Below are 18,567 nucleotides of genomic sequence, written 5' to 3'. Positions count from 1 at the left end.
TTCCACATAATTTATTTAAAAAGTGTTGCAATTTTGTTACAGCTAAAATAGAATGAAAATGTAAAATCCTAAAAGCAGAATTTTACGTACATTAAGCAGTAATAATTATCACAAAATGGGGGAATGTTTATGGGGAATAATCAAAAGCCAATTATTGATTATGAGAGAATTGCATCGCAGCAATCTTTCAGGCAACTGGCGCGGAAAAAGAATTCATTTTTATGGTCGATTACCGCAATCTTTTTAGTACTTTATATGTTACTACCAATCTTAACTTCGTTTACAGAAATCTTACATCAAAAAGCGATTGGTGATATTACATGGGTATGGCTTTATTCGGCAGGGTTGTTCGTAATGACTTGGGGATTAGCTCACTTCTATGTAGCACGTGCTAATAAATATGACGCAGAGGCAAAAGAGATTATTGCGGAATATGAAGGAGGTAAAAGCAAATGAGTTTTACAGCGATTTTCTTCTTCGTAGCAATCGTAGGGTTAACGTTAGTCATTACTTGGTGGGCTTCTAAACGTACATCAAGTGCGTCGGATTTCTACACAGCTGGCGGCGGTTTAACAGGCTGGCAAAACGGGCTGGCAATTGCAGGTGACTACTTATCAGCAGCATCATTCTTAGGTATCGCCGGTTCGATTGCCTTATTCGGATTCGATGGCTTCTTCTTCTCGATCGGTTACCTTGTAGCCTATTTAGTAGTTTTATATATCGTAGCAGAGCCATTACGTAACTTAGGCCGATTCACATTAGCCGACATGATTACAGCTCGTTTCGATAAAGCAAAAGTTCGTGGTACAGCAGCATTATCTACAATTACCATTGTATTGTTCTACATGATCGCTCAGCTTGTAGGTGCTGGTGCCCTAATTCAATTACTGTTAGGTATTGAATACTGGATGGCGGTTCTTCTAGTTGGTGTCATGATGACAATTTACGTATTATTCGGTGGTATGACGGCAACATCTTGGGTACAGATCATTAAAGCATGTCTTTTAATGTTAGGTACTGTCATTATTTCATTCTTAGTATTAGCAAAATTCGACTTCTCGATTGCACAAATGTTTACGCAAATGACAACTGAAACTGAACATGGTGCAGCTTATTTAAATCCAGGTTTACGTTATACAAATGGTATTGATACAATTTCAATGCTGCTTGCGTTAGTACTTGGTACAGCGGGTCTTCCGCATATCCTGATGCGTTTCTTCACAGTAAAAGACGCACAGACAGCTCGTTCTTCAGTAATTTGGGCTACTTGGATTGTTGGTATCTTCTATGTATTAACAATTTTCCTAGGTTTCGGTGCTGCAGCATTCGTTGGTAAAGACGAAATCGTAGCAGCGAACCCGGCAGGTAACATGGCTGCCCCACTATTAGCACAAGCGCTTGGTGGCGACATTCTGTTCTCATTCGTGTGTGCGGTAGCATTCGCGACAATCTTAGCGGTAGTAGCAGGTTTAGTACTTTCTGGTGCATCTGCCCTATCTCATGATATTTACGGACAGATTATTAAAAAAGGTAAAGTTACGGAACAAGAAGCGGTTAAAGCAGCTCGTATCGGTTCAATCATTATCTCAGTTGTTTCGATACTGTTAGCTTTAGGTGCTCAAACATTAAACGTAGCATTCTTAGTATCGTTAGCATTCTGTATCGCGGCCTCAGCGAACTTACCGGTAATCATCTACACAATTTACTGGAAACGTTTCAACACATCAGGTGCTGTTACAGCGATGTTAACAGGTTTAATCTCTGCATTAATCTTAGTTGCCGTTTCTCCGAACGTATGGAATCCGGTTGAAGGTAAAGCAATCTTTGTTGGTGAACCGTTAATTATGTTAACGAACCCTGCATTAATTTCTGTACCACTTGGTTTCTTAGGCGGATTTATCGGTACATTGATTTCTAAAGAAAGAAATGATCTGAAATACCGCGAAGTTGAAGTAAAAGCGCAAACTGGTATTTCTGTACAAGACATTTCTCACTAATCATACTCTTCCTTACTTTGACGAGTTGAGGAAAAACAAGTCAGCTTCTAACATTGTTAGAGGCTGATTTTTTATAACTTCCTAGTTTTTATAATCTCCCCTATCCTATATTGAGGAGTGATGCGATGACGCTTGGACAACATATCCGTGTATTCATTTGTGTTGTAGTGATGGGCTGTATTGTCGGCTTTGTACTAAACGGGAAAGAAAATGAAACGGACTCCCCTTATATCGATTATGTAAAAGCGCAGCAATGGCCTTTTAACGAAGCGTTGCACATTGCGGATGTATTTGATGGCCATTATGAATTGACCTACTGGGAGTACTTTACTGCGCAAAATGGCGAGCATGTCGTCCAGTTTACCGGAACGAATGCTGAACAGCAGGATATTTACCAGTTTATCGTCGAAAAAGATTACACAGGATTTCTAATCGGTGCGGTCAAACAAAATAATATCCTTTTGCCGCCTGAACAAAAATGGTCTTTTGTCAAAACGCTCACGAATAAAAAAGCGTCAAAATCCGGAGAATTTCTTGCCGGATTTTGACGCTTTTTCTTGGCTGTTTTTCTAGTAAAAACAGGAATATTCTCCTTAATATTTCATGGTACAATAGAAAAGCAGCATCCAGCTGACTCCTTTTGTAAAGGAGGTGTACTACTGTGTCTTATCCATCACGCAAAGAAAAGGCTAAGGCTGTTTCGGAAAAAAAGCGTAAGGAAAAACTCGCCATTTTTCGTTATGCGACAGATCTTTTCCGTCTTGTCGATACCATTTATCGTTTTTTCCGAATGATGTTGTAAAAAATTTATTTTCACCACTTAGACTCGCCATCTAGGTGGTGTTTTTAATTTCCACCAATAATGAGCAAATAAAAAAGCGATTGGGGGCCACCCAACCGCTTTGTACTACTGTAGATCCATCACGCATGAATCTTACTAACTTCATTGTATGAAAGTATGCCTTTCATGTCAATGAATTACTTTTATCATATGTTTTGTTTTCGGCTAATATACATGAATCCTTACTCTGTCTTTTCAACATAGGCGCGGCAGATTGCCCCATCGCCATCTATATCAATTCGTAGTGATCCGTTTGAATAGCGGTCTGCTCTCGTTAAGGATGTTACTGAGATCGTTTCCTGTATGCCTTTTTCAGTCTCGATTGTAAATGTATTTCTAAAGTTCACAACTAAAATTGTGTAAATACGGTGCGGGTTCGATTTTAACTCTTTTAAAATAACGACACCGCGTTTTGCACGGTTGCCAAGTTCAAGTTCGGATAACAGCATACGCTTAACGGCACCGCGCTGTGTAACGATAACGAGTTCTTGTTCCTGCTCCGGATTTAAGATAGCCACCGCCGCAAGATACTCGCCCTCTTTAACAATGATTCCTTTAACGCCAGCTGTTTTTACTCCTGTTACCGGAAGATCTTCCATAGGGAATCGAATTGTATAGCTTGTGTTTGTCGAAAGCAATACTTCTTCTTTATCCGTAACGAGACGCGCAAAAATCATTTCGTCATCGCCTTTTAAATTCATTGTCTTAATCGGTTTCGAATAACGCGTAACAATATAATCAGCAAGTGCCGAACGCTTAATTTGACCTTCTCTTGTAGCGGTAAATACATACAGATCCGGTTTCTCGAACGTATCAATTCCGATGACTTCGATGATTTCCTCGTTTGAGTCGATCGGGACAATACTCGAAATATGCTGTCCGAGATCTTTCCAGCGAATATCCGGCAATTCATGAACCGGCTGGTAAATATAATGCCCTTTGCTCGTGAACAGCAGTAAGTGATGCTGCGTATTCAAGTGGGCTTCATACAGCAAGTAATCGGAATCTTTCATCGCAAAGTCCTTGCCGTTGGATGCATTGTGTGAACGGAGACTTGTCCGTTTTACATAGCCGTCTTTAGTCACAGTTACAACAACTTCTTCACTTGGTACCAATACATCACGCGTTACTTTAATCTCTTCGATTTCTGCTTCAATTGTTGAAAGACGAGGTGATGAGAAACGTTTTTTAATATCGTTCAATTCCGATTTAATAACACGGATCAATTTCTTTTCGTCCTCTAAAATGGCTTTCAATTTCACAACAAGCTGTTGGAGCTCATCCTGCTCTTTTTGAAGCTGGGTAATATCGGTATTTGTTAAACGGTAAAGCTGAAGGCTGACGATTGCTTCTGCCTGTTCTTCCGTAAAGCCGAATTTCTCCATAATGTTATTTTTCGCATCGCGTTTATCCTTCGATGCACGGATTGTTTCAATTACTTCATCCAAAATGGATAAGGCTTTCATAAGACCTTCAACGATATGTAAGCGATCTTCTGCTTTTGTTAAGTCATATTGGGATCTGCGTCGCACAATTTCCTTCTGGTGATCAATGTACGCATCCAACATGAGCGGCAATGTCATCATCATTGGACGACGGTTATGAATCGCAATCATATTGAAGTTATATGAAACTTGCAAATCCGTTGATTTTAATAGGAAATTTAAAATCCCTTGTGCCGGCACGTCTTTTTTCAGTTCGACAACAATTCGTAAACCGTCACGGTCCGATTCATCACGAATTTCGGAAATGCCGTCTAAACGTCGGTCATTTACACGGAGCTCGTCCATTTTACGGATCATGTTGGCCTTATTTACTTCAAACGGGATTTCGGAAATAATAATCTGTTCTTTATTGCCTTTTAACTGCTCAATTTCAGTACGTGAACGGACAATGATTTTCCCTTTTCCAGTTTCGTACGCTTTTTTAATGCCGTCAATCCCTTGAATAATCCCGCCCGTTGGAAAATCGGGCCCTTTAATAACGGTCATCAGTTCATCGACTGTACAGTTTTTGTTGTCCAGACGCATTAAAACCGCATCAAGTGCTTCCTGCAGGTTATGTGGCGGAATATCCGTCGCATAACCAGCCGAAATCCCTGTTGCGCCGTTAACTAATAGATTTGGGAAGCGAGATGGCAATACAGTCGGTTCCATATCCTGATCATCGAAGTTCGGAACGAATTCAACTGTATTTTTATTAATATCACGTAACAATTCTGAGGCAATCGCCGAAAGACGTGCTTCCGTGTAACGCATTGCTGCTGGCGGGTCCCCATCGACAGAACCGTTGTTACCGTGCATTTCGATCAGCATATGACGGCTTTTCCAGTCCTGACTCATACGGACCATCGCATCATATACCGAGCTGTCACCGTGCGGATGGTAGTTACCGATTACATTACCGACAGTTTTTGCCGATTTACGGAACGGCTTGTCAAAAGTATTACCTTCATGGAACATCGCATATAATATACGACGTTGTACAGGTTTTAGCCCGTCACGTGTATCCGGTAATGCACGGTCTTGAATAATATATTTGGAATAGCGACCAAAACGGTCACCCATTACTTCTTCTAATGGCAAATCTTGAAATTTTTCTACAAAACTCATTATTCGTTAACCTCCTCATGCTGGATGAATTCATTTTCTAAAATGCTTGCATCCTCTTCCATGCCGAAGTTGACGTTTGATTCAATCCATTTACGACGGGGCTCTACTTTATCGCCCATCAATGTTGTAATACGACGTTCTGCACGTGCTCCATCTTCAATTTTCACACGGATTAATGTACGTGTTTCCGGATTCATCGTTGTATCCCAAAGCTGGTCGGCATTCATCTCGCCTAACCCTTTATAGCGCTGAATAATATAGCCTTTGCCGATTTTCTTCGTTGCGGCACTCAGCTCCTGTTCAGTCCAGGCATAGATCAGCTCCTGCTTTTTACCCGAACCTTTTGAAACTTTATAAAGAGGCGGTAACGCGATATACACTTTCCCTGCTTCGATAAGCGGGCGCATATACCGGTAGAAGAATGTCAGCAATAGTACTTGAATATGGGCACCATCTGTATCGGCATCGGTCATGATGACAACTTTATCGTAAGCGGCATCCTCCACTGAGAAATCAGCTCCGACACCGGCACCGATCGTATGGATGATCGTCGCGATTTCTTCGTTTTTCATAATGTCCTGCAGCTTAGCCTTTTCGGTATTGATGACTTTACCGCGCAATGGCAAAATCGCCTGGAATGTACGGTCACGGCCTTGTTTTGCCGAACCGCCAGCAGAGTCACCCTCTACTAGGTACAATTCATTTCTCGAAGCATTTTTCGACTGTGCAGGTGTCAGCTTACCGGACAGAAGCGTACTTGATTTTTTCTTTTTCCCGTTACGGGCATCATCACGTGCTTTACGTGCAGCTTCACGCACTTGTTGGGCACGAATGGCTTTTCGCACTAAAGAAGCCGATAGCTCGGCGTTTTCTTCTAGGACATACATTAACTGTTCTGAAACAACGGTATCAACGGCAGAGCGTGCTTCGGATGTACCAAGCTTCCCTTTTGTCTGCCCTTCAAATTGCAGCAGATTTTCAGGAATACGGACAGAAACAATTGCTGTCAGGCCTTCACGGATATCCGTGCCTTCCAGGTTTTTATCTTTTTCTTTCAGCAGTCCGATTTTGCGTGCGTATTCATTGAACACACGTGTCAAAGCTGTTTTAGCACCTGTTTCATGCGTACCGCCATCACGTGTACGGACATTGTTAACGAATGACAAAATTGTTTCGGAATAGCCGTCGTTAAATTGCAGCGCGAACTCCACTTCAATTTCCTGAATGATGCCTTCTACATATTTGACTGGATGCAATACATCTTTTTCTTCGTTCAAGTATGTAACGAACGCCTCAATACCGCTTTCATAATGGAAAATTTCATGCTTCCCTTCTCCGCGCTCATCGATCAGTTCGATTTTTAAACCTTTTAATAAAAACGCAGATTCGCGTAAGCGCTCTGCCAAAGTATCATAATTATATTTAACGACAGAAAAAATCGATGGATCCGGCAGGAAATGTACAAGTGTTCCTGTTTCCTTCGTTTTCCCGATCATATCAAGCGATGTAGCCGGCTTCCCGCCTTGTTCAAAACGCTGGCGGTAAATTTGGCCGTCACGATAAATCGTTACTTCCAAAAATGTTGATAAGGCATTTACAACGGATGAACCTACACCATGTAAACCACCACTTGTTTTATAGCCGCCTTGTCCAAACTTTCCGCCTGCATGAAGGACGGTGAAAATAATTTCCGGGGTTGGTTTGCCCATTTTATGCATACCTGTTGGCATACCACGACCATGGTCACGCACGCTAATACTGTTATCTTCATGAATCTTCACGATGATATGATGTCCAAATCCAGCAAGCGCTTCATCCACTGCATTGTCTACAATTTCATACACTAAGTGGTGAAGACCTCGACTATCTGTAGAACCAATATACATCCCTGGTCTTTTGCGTACGGCTTCTAAACCTTCTAATACTTGAATGGCATCTTCATTATACGAAATACCGGTTTGGTTTTTTACCAAATGTAATCCCCTCCAAAAATACAAACAACCGTTCTATTTACTACCTAATCGTACGCTCAAATATGCATGATGTCAATGTTTAAAGGTACTGATTTAGGCTTTGCAAAGATTAATTGTATCACCAATAACGAACGTTTAAAAGCATATCCTTTAGCAGCAAACAATAAAATGTAACTTTTTCCCTGTTTTTTACATAGGCGAAAAAATAATACCTCTTTCCTTCTATTAAAAAACATTGTAAAATATTCAATACATACTATTAGTACCAACTGATAATTCTGAATTCGAAAGGAGCACAACACTTGATCAACGCGTTAATTATTATTTGTGCTTATTTAATCGGTTCCATTCCATCAGCTTTATGGATTGGCAAAATTTTTTACAAAACGGATATTCGACAACAGGGCAGCGGCAATTTAGGCACGACCAATACATTTCGAGTATTGGGCAAAAAGTCGGGCATCGCCGTATTGCTAATTGATATATTAAAAGGGACGGCTGCGGTATTGCTTCCGTTATTGCCGTTTTTCGCAGACAGCACGGTCCATCCTTTAATCTTGGGTGTCATCGCAGCTGCGGGCCATATGTTCCCGATTTTCGCCAGTTTCCGTGGAGGAAAGGCGGTTGCTACGAGCGGTGGCGTTATTTTAGGCTATAATTTACCGTTATTTATAATTTTAATCATTGTATTTGTCATCGCTTTAAAACTAACAAAAATGGTCAGCTTATCATCTATGATTGTGTCCGCTGCAGCGGTGATTTATGTCATCGGTCATTGGATGATAACGGGTGAATATGCGTTATTCATTTTAGTTGTCGTATTGGCTGGCTTCATTTTTTACCGTCACCGTGAAAATATTAAACGGATTAAAGCCGGTACTGAACCGAAAATTAAAGGATTTTAACTAATTGACTGAAGGGGTTTCCTTTCAGTCTTTTTTTGTAGTCAAAATTTCAGAACGCGAGCTTTGTAAGTTTTTTTTATTTCCTGCATAATGACAGTAGAGGTGAAATATATGGAAATCAGACTATCAGAAAAAGCACTTACTTGGTTTAAACAGGAAATGGAAGTAGAAAAAGGCGATTTCATTCGTTTTTATGCAAGGTATGGAGGTTCTTCACCTTTTCATGAAGGGTTTTCGTTAGGGATGACGCGGGAGCAGCCGCATGAAATAGGCATTGAAACCGTTGTGGAAGATATTCATTTTTATATTGAAAAGTCCGATGAGTGGTTTTTCAACGAACATCATTTAGTTGTAGATGTCGCCGATTCATCCGATGAATTAACTTATTCCTATGAAAAATAAACACCTTTTTATCGCTCTCTAATACGAACAATTCGCCGTCGAAAAGTTCAAATGTTTCGAAATTTTAGTAAATCCGTTTTTGCCGATTCAATCGTTATAATGAGTAAGGATTATATCGAAGATTGATGAGGGATTATATGTGAAAGCGAAACAGGAATTTTATTGGCGCTGCGTATTTTTTATTGCAGGCATCATTGTTTTATCATTAGGCGTGACATTAACGATCAAAGGACAAATACTTGGCGTTGGGTCATGGGATGTCCTTCATATCGGACTACAAAAAAACTTGGGCTTAACGGTCGGTACATGGTCTATCATTTTAGGCTTGCTCATTCTGGCTGTTGATACGTTTTTCACGAAAAGATTGCCGAAAGTCGGAACGTATTTGGACATGTTCCTGACAGGTATTTTTATTGATATATTTATGATTGTATTACCGGATGCGAATACACTGTTTGAACAAACATTGGCATTTGTTGTTGGCGTTATCCTGCTGGGCTTCGGCTGCGGCATGTATATGGTGGCTAACCTTGGTGTAGGGCCTCGTGACACGTTAATGCTGTTGTTGGTTCACCGTCTTGGCTGGAGTGTCAACCGTGCACGTACAACAATGGAAGTAACGGTTGCTATAATAGGTTTTATATTGGGCGGACCAGTCGGAGTCGGTACGGTATTTATGGCGTTCGGCTTAGGGCCTGTCGTACAATGGGCGCTCAAATGGAACGGAAAGCTGTTCCACCGCGCAGCAGGTGTAGAAAGTGTCGTTATATAAAAATAGGTAGAGAGCAAGCATTATGCGTTTGCTTTCTTTTTTTACATTTGAATTGTTACAATTTTCAAAAAAATACTTTCGTAACAATGGAAAAAAGTGCATAGTAATAAGTGGAGGTGTTTTTAAAATGATACATATTGAAAATATCCATTTATATCGCAATGACAAAAAGATTTTAAACGATTTAAGCTGGCATGTCCAAAAGGGACAGCATTGGGCCATTTTAGGGTTGAACGGCTCAGGTAAAACGACGTTGTTGAAAGTCATTAACGGCTATATATGGCCAAATGAAGGAAGCGTCCAAGTATTGGGCGAAACATATGGCAAGACCTATATACCGAAGATGCGGACGCGGATCGGCTGGGTAAGCAACGCGATGATCGATAATTTCAACTGGCAGGATAATGCGATTGAAATCGTGCTCAGCGGAAAATTCGGTGCCCTTCGACTATTCGATGAAGTGACAGATGAAGAAATTGATCATGCGGTTTCCATTATGAAGCATTTTCACTGTGACCATTTAGCAAATAAATCATTCGAGCATTTGTCACAAGGTGAACGGCAGCGTGTTCAAATCGCAAGGGCCATTATGGCAGATCCCGAAATTCTCATATTGGATGAACCGTGTGGCGGGCTGGACTTAATCGAACGGGAAAACTTACTGCAGACGATTGAACAGATTGCACAAGCTGAAAACGGCCCTACCCTCATCTATGTGACTCACCATGTAGAGGAAATTCTGCCTTGCTTTAGCCATGTGCTTTTAATGAAAGACGGAAAAAATATCGAAGCCAATGCACGGGAAACGGTTTTAACAGATGAATTATTAAGCGATTTCTTCGGGCGTGAAATCAGTTTGCAAATCGAACGCGAACGTGCCTGGGTCGCGATTAAATAAAACGAACCAGCAGGAGTCCACCTCTTGCTGGTTTGTTTCATTTTATACACACTAAATATGATATTCAATATTCTCATCAACATAATGCCATTCGTACGGTGTTTCTTGGTATACGTAGTAGTTCAGCCAGTTGTAGAACAATAGATGCGAATGGGCACGCCAAACATTTTTCGGTGCCTGCAGCGGATCGTTATTCGGAAAATAGTTGACCGGAATATCCGTATTGTCCGGATCTTTCTCGATATCGCGGAAATACTCATCCGATAATGTCGTTGCATCATATTCCAGATGCCCTGTAATCATAATATGTTTATTGTTTTTCGATTGAACGATAAACACCCCTGCATCATCCGAATAGCTGAGTAAACGCAAGTCGGGATGTGCTCGTACTTCATCAATCGAAACCGATGTATGGCGTGAATGCGGTGCAACATACTCGTCACTGAATCCACGTACTAGATCTACTGTTAAATCCGTAATCACATGGGAATATACACCGGAGCATTTCTTCGGCAATTCGAATTTACCAATGCCAAAATGGTGGTACAGGGCAGCCTGTGCACCCCAACATATATACATGATTGAAGTAACATGTTCATTTGCCCAGTCCATCACATGCGTAATTTCGTTCCAGTAGCCGACATCTTCAAAATCCATTTTCTCTACTGGCGCACCCGTAATAATAAGACCATCAAAACGACGGTGCTTCACTTGGTCAAATGTTCGGTAAAATGTATCTAAATGCGATTTGGAAACATTTTTTGATTCGTATGTAGCTGTATTTAAAAATGTGACATCTACCTGTAATGGTGTATTCCCGAGCAAGCGTAGCAACTGCAGCTCGGTTTTCTCTTTTTCAGGCATTAAATTAAACACTAAAATATTTAGCGGTCGAATTTGCTGCGTTTTCGCACGGTCCTCCTCCATGACGAAAATCTTCTCTTTTCTAAGCAGCTCACCCGCCGGTAAATGTTTCGGAATATTAATCGGCATTTCACTTTCCCCCTCATAAACTATTTCAAAATACTTTTAATAATCAGTCGTGTTCAGGCATTGCATTGTTTTACGAGCGAAACGAACCGTTCCAGAACAACATAAAAAGCCCCTCTCACTCCAGCAAAACAGAATTGAGAGGGGCTTTTACCCGTTCTTATCTGCCAAGGTCAACACCTTGCTGGAAGTAGCACCTTTCTAGTAACACTAGAGGTTGCTGAAGCATCATAAGGCCAAGTCCCTCCGCTTCTCTTGATAAGACTATTAAATTGTCATTAGTGTATCATGTACTTTATAGTTTTGCAATAATTCAAAAAATATTATTTTACTCATCCTGAAGCTGTTCTTTTTCTATATTGAATAAGATGGTTTCCAGCCGCTCATCCCATACACGTGTCAACGTATTGTATACACGTACAAAATGTCTGTTTTCCTTTTGATCGAACAATAAAAAACATAGGACCGGTATATCATTAATCTGGATTGATTCCGTCGACACAACACTCGTTATATAGTGCGGAACTTCGTCTTCCGCCACCGGTTGTTCGGAAAGCTGCTGTTGAATGAAATCAACGAGCAATGTTTCTTCAATCGCTTCAATTTCTTCTGTATCCATTGTCGGGAAAGGCTCCGGAAACTCTTCCAAATCCGCGAATTCTTCCAGGTCCCCCTCCAATGGCCGTTCATGAATCGGACTGTATTGAATGAAGTAACTTGTTTCTTCTAGTTCCTCTTCAAAAATGCCCGATTCCAGCTGTGCTTTCCCTTTAGCAGTAAGCGCAAATTCCTGTTCTTTCACTATCATGCCGAGTCGTAACATTTTATTCGTCAAATCATGAATAAATAACGGTTCCACCAATAAAATTTCGGCTAAGAGCTCCACATTTTTCAGTTTTGCCTTTTCAAAGGAAATGAGCATCATCTTCATTAAAATATCCATGGCATTGCGCATCACGGGATGATATTTCACTTCCAATGTATGAATCGGAATGGCATATTGCATTTGCTTTTTAATTTCAATGGATGGGTTTTGGCTGAGTTCTTTCTGCAGCTGTAAAACTGTTCCTTGTAAATCCATTCAATCCAATCCCCCTGTTTCTACACAGCAAAATAGCCGTCCTGTTCTTTTACGGTCGTTAAGACATGGGCATACATATCCCTTGTTTTCGCGCTCTTTGGACGCTTCGTAAACATTTCGGTACTGCCGACCATAATGAGCAGTTCCCGGGCGCGGGATAAGGCAACATTGAGACGTCGGTAATCTTTCGCAAAGCCAATTTCTCCGCGCTCATTGTCATGATTCCGCACCATGCTGACAATAATGACATCCATCTCCATCCCCTGGAATTTATCGACCGATCCAGTACGGATGTGTAAATGCGGTACACTGATCTCCTGCTCGATCAAACGATTAATGCGCTTTACCTGCTCCGCGTAGAATGAAATAACGCCAACCGATTTTAATGCGTCTTGTGGAATCAGACCTTGTGCCTTTGCCTGCTCCGTTGCGGCATTTAATTCGAGCAGCTGCTGTTTAATCTGTTCCAGCTCAGCTAAATTGAATAAACTCGAGCCTTCTTTCATCCGCTCTTCAAAATACGGTTTGGCATTCGGTATATCGAGCCATAGCAAATGATGGTTTCGTGTAATTTTGGATGTTTCAAGGAAATGATCTCGTACAGCATCCGAATCCTCTAACCCACATTGCAGCTGTTCGGATTCATTTTCATAAAACGGTGTAATAGTTGACATAATATTTTTATGCATACGATACTGAAGGGCAAGCATCGTTTTGTTTTGCGACGGCAAATTGTTATATAAACGCTCAAATAGTGATTCTTCGAGTAATTTTTCAAGCTCCCGTTTTTCTTCAAATGTTGTACTTTCCTTCACAACTTGCTCCAATGTTTCTTCAAATGTCGCATCGCCTACAAGCGGCGGCAGCTGGTGATGGTCCCCAACTAAAATAATTTTTGCGCCTTTTAACATCGGCAGTAACAGTTCCGGTGGTGTTGCTTTTGAAACTTCATCAATAATGACGACATCAAACGTCGGGTAGTTGTCCATAAACTCTTTATTCGCCGAGGCAACACATGTTGTGCCGATTACATTGGCATGTTTCACGTACAATTTGCGGATTTCGTCCAAGTCATGGGCATTGGCATTTTTCAATAAACCATGCCATTCGTTTTGAAGTTCTGCTGTTACCGGGAGCAAACTAATTTTCACTTCTAGCGTTTCGATCTTTTCTGTAAAAAGTGTAATTTTTTCGTTTACTTCAATGATTGCCTGCTCAGGGTTCAGTTTTGTCAGCTGTTCAAGTTCTGTGCGGCGTTTTTCAAGCTGTACGCCTTCGCTGTTGATCCCTTTAAAGCGCACTGTTAACTGTTCAACCGTCTCAGTACCAAGGGCAATCTGTTCATTTAAAACTACCAGCTCTTCCGCTTTTTTGTTCAGTTGAAGCTCCACTTTTTCACGGTTTTGGCGCTGTGTTTCGGTTTTCATCTGATCCAGTTCATTTGTTGCGAGCAGTTCTTCCAGCTCATCTGTTGTATGATTCAGCGTTATCGACGGATCGATTTTTTCGTTGATTGTATCCATTTGGGATTTAATCGTTGTTGCCTCTTCCTCCAGCTGCTGAAGATGCTGTGCCTTCACATCATTTTGCTCTTTGAACTGTAGGATAATTTCCTCTTTCAGCTTTTCGAAAATAAGTACGGTTTCACGGATCGCATCCATATATTTATTGTTCAGCTGCTCGATGTATTGCATGCGCAAATGAATTCCCTGAATGGAGCGGGTGCCGTTTTGAGCATTTACGCGGCGGTCCCTAAAAGCGATACTCAGCTTTGTCAAAAACTCCTGAATCTCTTCAAGTGTATAATGATGCCCCATATCCAGCCTATCCGGTGTTACATGGATTCCTAACACCGTTTCACTGTAGTGCAACGCCTTTTCCAGACGTTCTTTCACATCTTTGATCGGCTTATACTGCTCCATTTGCGGCTGAATTCGATCAAGTGCTGTAAGTAAGCGGTCCATCGCATAGTTCCGGCGAATATTGTATTCACTCATGAACTCCTCTATTTCGTACACTTTTTTCAACGAAGCAATTTTATCGACGAGCAGATCATACTGTGACGTCTCATTGGCCTTTTCGATTTTCGTCTTAACTGCAGCAAAACGCTGCTGGAATTGATCAAGCTGTGCCTTATAATGACTTTGCGTAAGTTGCTGCTGGTAGTTTTCTCGCGCTTCTTTCAACTGTTGCGCTTGTTCTGTCAGTTGTTCGACTGACAATCCGTCTTTTACTTGCTGTTCGAAATTAGCGACGGTCTCGGCTACTGTGCTTCCTGTCGCCTGCAGTTTCTCCAATTTGCGTTCATTGTCTTCCAGTTCTTTTTTGCATTCGGTCAATTCTTTTTTTAATGCCAGAATCTTTTCGGCCAGAACATGCAATTCTGCCTTTGCCGCTTCTTTTTGTTCAATTTGAAGTTCCAGCTCTTTTTGTTTTTGTTTAAGCGCATCAATCTCATTTTGCGCTACATTGATTTCATCATTTAAAAGCTGTTCTTTTTTCTCATGCAGCGAAATTTCATGGCCGATTGCTTCAAACGTCTGCTCCTGCCAATACGACGCAACATTTTCCTCGATGAACTTCTTCCCTTCTTCTTCAATGCTTTCCGTACGGCCGTAACGCAAAATCCGGATATCTTTGTTCGATAAAAGCCGGCTTAATGCATTGTCGACCGCTAAGTTCGATTGGGAAGCAACAAGCGTTTTCAGACCCGCTTTTGCATTTTGATAGCAAATTTCCGAAATTACCGTCGTTTTACCGGTACCCGGCGGACCTTGAATAACATACAGATCTTCAGAGCTCATTGCCCCTTCGACTGCCTGCTGCTGGTACTGATTCAGCCGGTTATGAAAATCGAGAGGAACCGTTTTTTTGCGCTCGGCAATAACCGGTTTATCTTCGAATAAAATTGTTTCGAGATTCGCATTTGCAGCCAATCCTTCTTTTAACCGTTCAAACCCTTTTAATAAGCGTTTTAGCTGTGATTTCGTCGCGGCATTGGAAAATTCGATGTCTTCCGATTGGAACTGAAGCTCATTTCTCCGCGCCAAATTGCTGTAATACGGTTTTAAGGCAATTTCAACAGTATTTTCGTTGCGGCGGATTTTTGCCACATCCCCGATTTCCTGGACATAGCCGCGCAAACGCGCACTAAGGCCCTCCAGCTGTTTCCACTGCTTTTTATCGAGGTTGTTAATACGCACGGTCATATGAGAAAAGTCTGCATCAAATGTGACACTTGAAAAACGGGCATGAATATCTTCAATGTCCGCATTTTTGTTTAACACTTTTAAATAGCCTTCCCAGCTGCTGATCCGTTTATTGACATAATCAAAGCGTTCCTGTGCAATCGGCAGTTCATCGATGGCTTTTAGAAACGGTTCCTGGTATGTATGGCCACTAATACGGGAAGCGACGAAGTGGATTTTCATTGTCGCGCGGCGATTTGTGACAACCGGTGTCCCTTTGCCGCGTGTTCGAAAGCTTTTCGCCACTAGTCCGTTTTTCCGGTCAAATACACAGTCCATAATGACGACGCGTTCGTCAAATTTATTTTTTAGTTTTACGTTTTTATCATTATCAAAAAAGATGCTCAAATGCGTTTGTTCTGCATCGACCGATACTTTTTCAAGCGCGACAATGAAATATTGCTGTAAATTAAAAAAGGCGTGTTCATCTGGAACATGCTCCTTCATCGCTTCGCGTGCCGTATTCGTCAATAAAATATGACAGCGGGTTTGAATATTTGCGATTGTTTTTGGTGCCATGAACACACCTCCCTCATAGTTTTTTTATATACAGTTCCGTTTGGTCGTATATGATTATAACAATATTCCTCTGTTCATTAAAGAAAAAATGCCCTGTTATTAATTTAACAGGACATGTCGATTAACTTTGAATTTTCGCAACTTCCGCATATTTGGCATCCCATGCTGCATCAATCTTTTTCAATGCGACCGGACGGAAGTTTTCCTTTTTCACTAAAATATGTTGAGACTTCGCGGTTACTGCAACGGTGCCGTCTTCATGCAGAATTTCATAGCCGTATGTAGTGCGCAGCTTCGTATGTTCCTCAATCCATGTGCGAACTGTAGCTGTTTGACCATAGCGCATCGCCGCTTTGTATTGAATCGAGAAATCCATAACAGGCGATAAATACCCATCCTCTTCAAGCTTCGCATAGTTAAATCCTAAATCCTTCACAATCTTTGTACGCCCAATTTCGCACCAAACGAGATAATTGGCATGATAAACGACACCCATCTGATCGGTCTCCGCATAGCGTACTTCTACTGTTGTTTCTGAAATAAACATTCTCTTCACCTCTAGAGGTATTATAGCGCTAAAGTGAAGGAGTTGTAAGGGTAATGAATCGATTGTTTTTAAAACAGTAAACGAACTAATCTGTTGATCACTTATAATCCTTCTTTACATTTTATCGAATTTCCAAATACAGCAAATTTGGAACAGCTTTCCACCTGTGCTTTGGTATACTGAATTTACTGTACGAATCACTATACAGCTGGGGGAATTTAGATGGATACAAGAGAAACTTTGCAGATGGTTTTAGAGTTTATTGACGAGAATATTACTGGAAATATTAGTCCGGAAATTTTGGCTGCACGAGCAGGCTATTCAACTTGGCATTTCTGCCGAGTATTCCAATGGGGTACCGGATATTCGGTCATGAACTATGTTCGGAACCGCCGACTTGCGTTTGCCGCACATGAACTAACTTCGGGCAAGCGGATTCTCGATATTTCAATAGAATATGGGTTTGAAACTCACTCTGGATTCAGTAAAGCTTTTCGCCGTTATTACGGTTGTTCACCAGGAACTTACCGTTTGCATGCACACAATCATCGTCCGTTTCCACCAAGCCTATCGTGCACGTACAAATACTTTATCGGAGGTATTATTATGGAACCTAAATTTGTCACACTGCCTGCTATTAATCTTGCTGGTTATGTCCTTAAAACGACGTCAACTGGCGGCGAAAACTCTACCGCAATCCCCGCCTTTTGGGACAAATATATAAGTGAAGGAAAGATGGAAAAACTTCACTCGGAAAACTTTATTAAAAAACATGATGAATACGGTGTATGCTTTCCGGAAGATCCGACTACCAGTGAATTTGAGTATGTAATAGGGGTCGAACCGAAAGAAGGTGCTAAAATTGCTGACGAATACCATGTTTGTGAAGTACCTCCTGCAACTTATGCTGTATTTTCAACGCCTCCTTCTGATGCAATAAATTTTGTAGCTGCTATTCAAGGAACGTGGAATTATATTTTTAATGAATGGTTCCCTAATTCCGGTTATGAGTACGCACCGGGTTGTAACGATTTCGAACTATACGATGATCGTTGTATGCTCGATGATGGGAAGATTTGTGATATTTATATTCCGGTAGTTAAAATACAAAGTTAAAGTTTTGAAGTAGTAATAATTTGCAACTAGGAAACATACATTATAATAACTGGTCATTTTATGGACCTGAGTGGATGCTCAGGTCTTTTATTCTATATTCATATAGTGAATTTGTTACTTAAGACCTTTTTACAGCAAAAATCTATTCGAAAGAGTTTCAAGCTATTATTATTTTGGGAATAACGAAAATAGAAACTTAAAAAGGGGTAATGATCATGAACATTTCAAAATTATTAGGTGCGCCATATGCTAATTTAAAAACAGCGAAAGTGTTTGTTAAACCGGGGCAAGTCGTCGTTACATATAATAAGAAAACATACTTTATCGTAAAAAAAGATGTATTTACGAATATTCTTCATCAATTAAAATATAATGCGATAAATTCTTGAGAGATAATTTTATCTCTCTTTTTATTTGTCTCCACCGGGTTACCAATAACATACAACATGGATAAATATAAATTAACTTTTCATACTAAAGCTAAACGGTAAAGGATGTGCTTTTGTGAAAGATACGAAATTTGCGGAACTGGATATGACCAAACTCGAAGCCATTAAACAACTGGAGCAAAAATTAAATGTCACGCTCATTGCGTATGAATTAGCACCGAGTCACCATAACCATCATGAGGATACGCCTATTGTCATTAACCCTTCATAATGTAAA

The 18,567-nt window shown here is 40.8% G+C and carries 17 protein-coding genes and 1 riboswitch; of the genes, 11 read left to right on the top strand and 6 right to left on the bottom strand.

What is annotated here, in order from left to right; all coding sequences use genetic code 11:
* Positions 1-129 precede the first annotated feature (129 nt).
* The 4 genes from MKY27_RS08150 to MKY27_RS08135 all read left to right on the top strand — a co-directional run bounded on the left by MKY27_RS08150 (position 130) and on the right by MKY27_RS08135 (position 2,799).
* Positions 130-456 (top strand): DUF485 domain-containing protein, encoded by a 327-nt coding sequence (locus tag MKY27_RS08150; RefSeq protein ID WP_339199343.1) that lies wholly within the window; start codon positions 130-132, stop codon positions 454-456.
* Positions 453-1,997, top strand: coding sequence for a sodium/solute symporter (locus tag MKY27_RS08145; RefSeq protein WP_339199340.1), 1,545 nt, complete (start codon positions 453-455; stop codon positions 1,995-1,997). The genes MKY27_RS08150 and MKY27_RS08145 overlap by 4 nt, the downstream gene beginning before the upstream one ends.
* 125 nt (positions 1,998-2,122) lie before the next feature.
* On the top strand, positions 2,123-2,545 hold the full coding sequence (locus MKY27_RS08140) for a hypothetical protein (protein WP_339199337.1): 423 nt from the start codon (positions 2,123-2,125) through the stop codon (positions 2,543-2,545).
* A gap of 113 nt (positions 2,546-2,658) precedes the next feature.
* Positions 2,659-2,799: a hypothetical protein gene (locus MKY27_RS08135; protein WP_339176419.1), complete on the top strand. Its 141-nt coding sequence runs from the start codon at positions 2,659-2,661 to the stop codon at positions 2,797-2,799.
* Between the two features lie 221 nt (positions 2,800-3,020).
* Here the strand turns inward: MKY27_RS08135 and parC are convergent, their stop codons facing one another.
* Together parC and parE are read right to left on the bottom strand one after the other, a co-directional pair.
* Positions 3,021-5,450, bottom strand: a complete 2,430-nt coding sequence (gene parC, locus MKY27_RS08130; protein WP_339199335.1) for a DNA topoisomerase IV subunit A — start codon at positions 5,448-5,450, stop codon at positions 3,021-3,023.
* Complete coding sequence (gene parE, locus MKY27_RS08125; RefSeq protein ID WP_339176417.1) at positions 5,450-7,423, bottom strand: DNA topoisomerase IV subunit B; 1,974 nt, start codon at positions 7,421-7,423, stop codon at positions 5,450-5,452. The genes parC and parE overlap by 1 nt, the downstream gene beginning before the upstream one ends.
* A 302-nt stretch (positions 7,424-7,725) precedes the next feature.
* Here parE and plsY point away from each other — a divergent pair, with 302 nt between their 5' ends.
* The 4 genes from plsY to MKY27_RS08105 all read left to right on the top strand — a co-directional run bounded on the left by plsY (position 7,726) and on the right by MKY27_RS08105 (position 10,400).
* Positions 7,726-8,328 carry a glycerol-3-phosphate 1-O-acyltransferase PlsY gene (plsY, locus tag MKY27_RS08120; RefSeq protein WP_339199333.1) on the top strand — a complete coding sequence of 201 codons (603 nt, stop codon included), beginning with the start codon at positions 7,726-7,728 and terminating at the stop codon, positions 8,326-8,328.
* Between the two features lie 111 nt (positions 8,329-8,439).
* Entirely contained in the window at positions 8,440-8,730 is a 291-nt protein-coding gene (locus MKY27_RS08115; RefSeq protein WP_339199331.1) for a HesB/YadR/YfhF family protein, read from the top strand.
* A gap of 139 nt (positions 8,731-8,869) precedes the next feature.
* On the top strand, positions 8,870-9,502 hold the full coding sequence (locus tag MKY27_RS08110; protein WP_339176414.1) for a YitT family protein: 633 nt from the start codon (positions 8,870-8,872) through the stop codon (positions 9,500-9,502).
* 127 nt (positions 9,503-9,629) lie between these two features.
* Positions 9,630-10,400, top strand: coding sequence for an ABC transporter ATP-binding protein (locus tag MKY27_RS08105; protein WP_339199329.1), 771 nt, complete (start codon positions 9,630-9,632; stop codon positions 10,398-10,400).
* A 51-nt stretch (positions 10,401-10,451) separates the two neighbouring features.
* Here the strand turns inward: MKY27_RS08105 and metA are convergent, their stop codons facing one another.
* The 4 genes from metA to MKY27_RS08085 all read right to left on the bottom strand — a co-directional run bounded on the left by metA (position 10,452) and on the right by MKY27_RS08085 (position 16,785).
* A complete protein-coding gene (gene metA, locus MKY27_RS08100) occupies positions 10,452-11,393 on the bottom strand; it encodes a homoserine O-succinyltransferase (protein WP_339176412.1) in 942 nt (313 codons plus the stop codon).
* 154 nt (positions 11,394-11,547) lie between these two features.
* Positions 11,548-11,655: riboswitch (SAM riboswitch) on the bottom strand.
* Positions 11,656-11,718: 63 nt separating this feature from the next.
* On the bottom strand, positions 11,719-12,471 hold the full coding sequence (locus tag MKY27_RS08095) for a nucleoside-diphosphate sugar epimerase (protein WP_339199327.1): 753 nt from the start codon (positions 12,469-12,471) through the stop codon (positions 11,719-11,721).
* 20 nt (positions 12,472-12,491) lie between these two features.
* Positions 12,492-16,238, bottom strand: coding sequence for an AAA domain-containing protein (locus tag MKY27_RS08090; RefSeq protein ID WP_339199324.1), 3,747 nt, complete (start codon positions 16,236-16,238; stop codon positions 12,492-12,494).
* Between the two features lie 121 nt (positions 16,239-16,359).
* On the bottom strand, positions 16,360-16,785 hold the full coding sequence (locus MKY27_RS08085) for a thioesterase family protein (protein WP_339176408.1): 426 nt from the start codon (positions 16,783-16,785) through the stop codon (positions 16,360-16,362).
* Positions 16,786-17,007: 222 nt separating this feature from the next.
* On the opposite strand from MKY27_RS08085, the gene MKY27_RS08080 reads away from it, so the two are divergent.
* The 3 genes from MKY27_RS08080 (at position 17,008) to MKY27_RS08070 (ending at position 18,561) form a co-directional block, all read left to right on the top strand.
* A complete protein-coding gene (locus MKY27_RS08080; protein WP_339199322.1) occupies positions 17,008-17,901 on the top strand; it encodes an AraC family transcriptional regulator in 894 nt (297 codons plus the stop codon).
* A 215-nt stretch (positions 17,902-18,116) separates the two neighbouring features.
* Positions 18,117-18,290: a hypothetical protein gene (locus tag MKY27_RS08075; protein ID WP_339199320.1), complete on the top strand. Its 174-nt coding sequence runs from the start codon at positions 18,117-18,119 to the stop codon at positions 18,288-18,290.
* Positions 18,291-18,405: 115 nt separating this feature from the next.
* On the top strand, positions 18,406-18,561 hold the full coding sequence (locus MKY27_RS08070) for a uroporphyrinogen-III decarboxylase (RefSeq protein WP_339176404.1): 156 nt from the start codon (positions 18,406-18,408) through the stop codon (positions 18,559-18,561).
* The last annotated feature ends 6 nt before the right edge of the window (positions 18,562-18,567 follow it).

The sequence above is a fragment of the Solibacillus sp. FSL R5-0449 genome (assembly GCF_037975215.1).
In the GTDB taxonomy this organism is placed as follows: Bacteria; Bacillota; Bacilli; order Bacillales_A; family Planococcaceae; genus Solibacillus.
The sequence above is the reverse complement of the archived record's forward strand: the minus strand, read 5'-3'. Positions and strand labels throughout refer to the sequence as shown.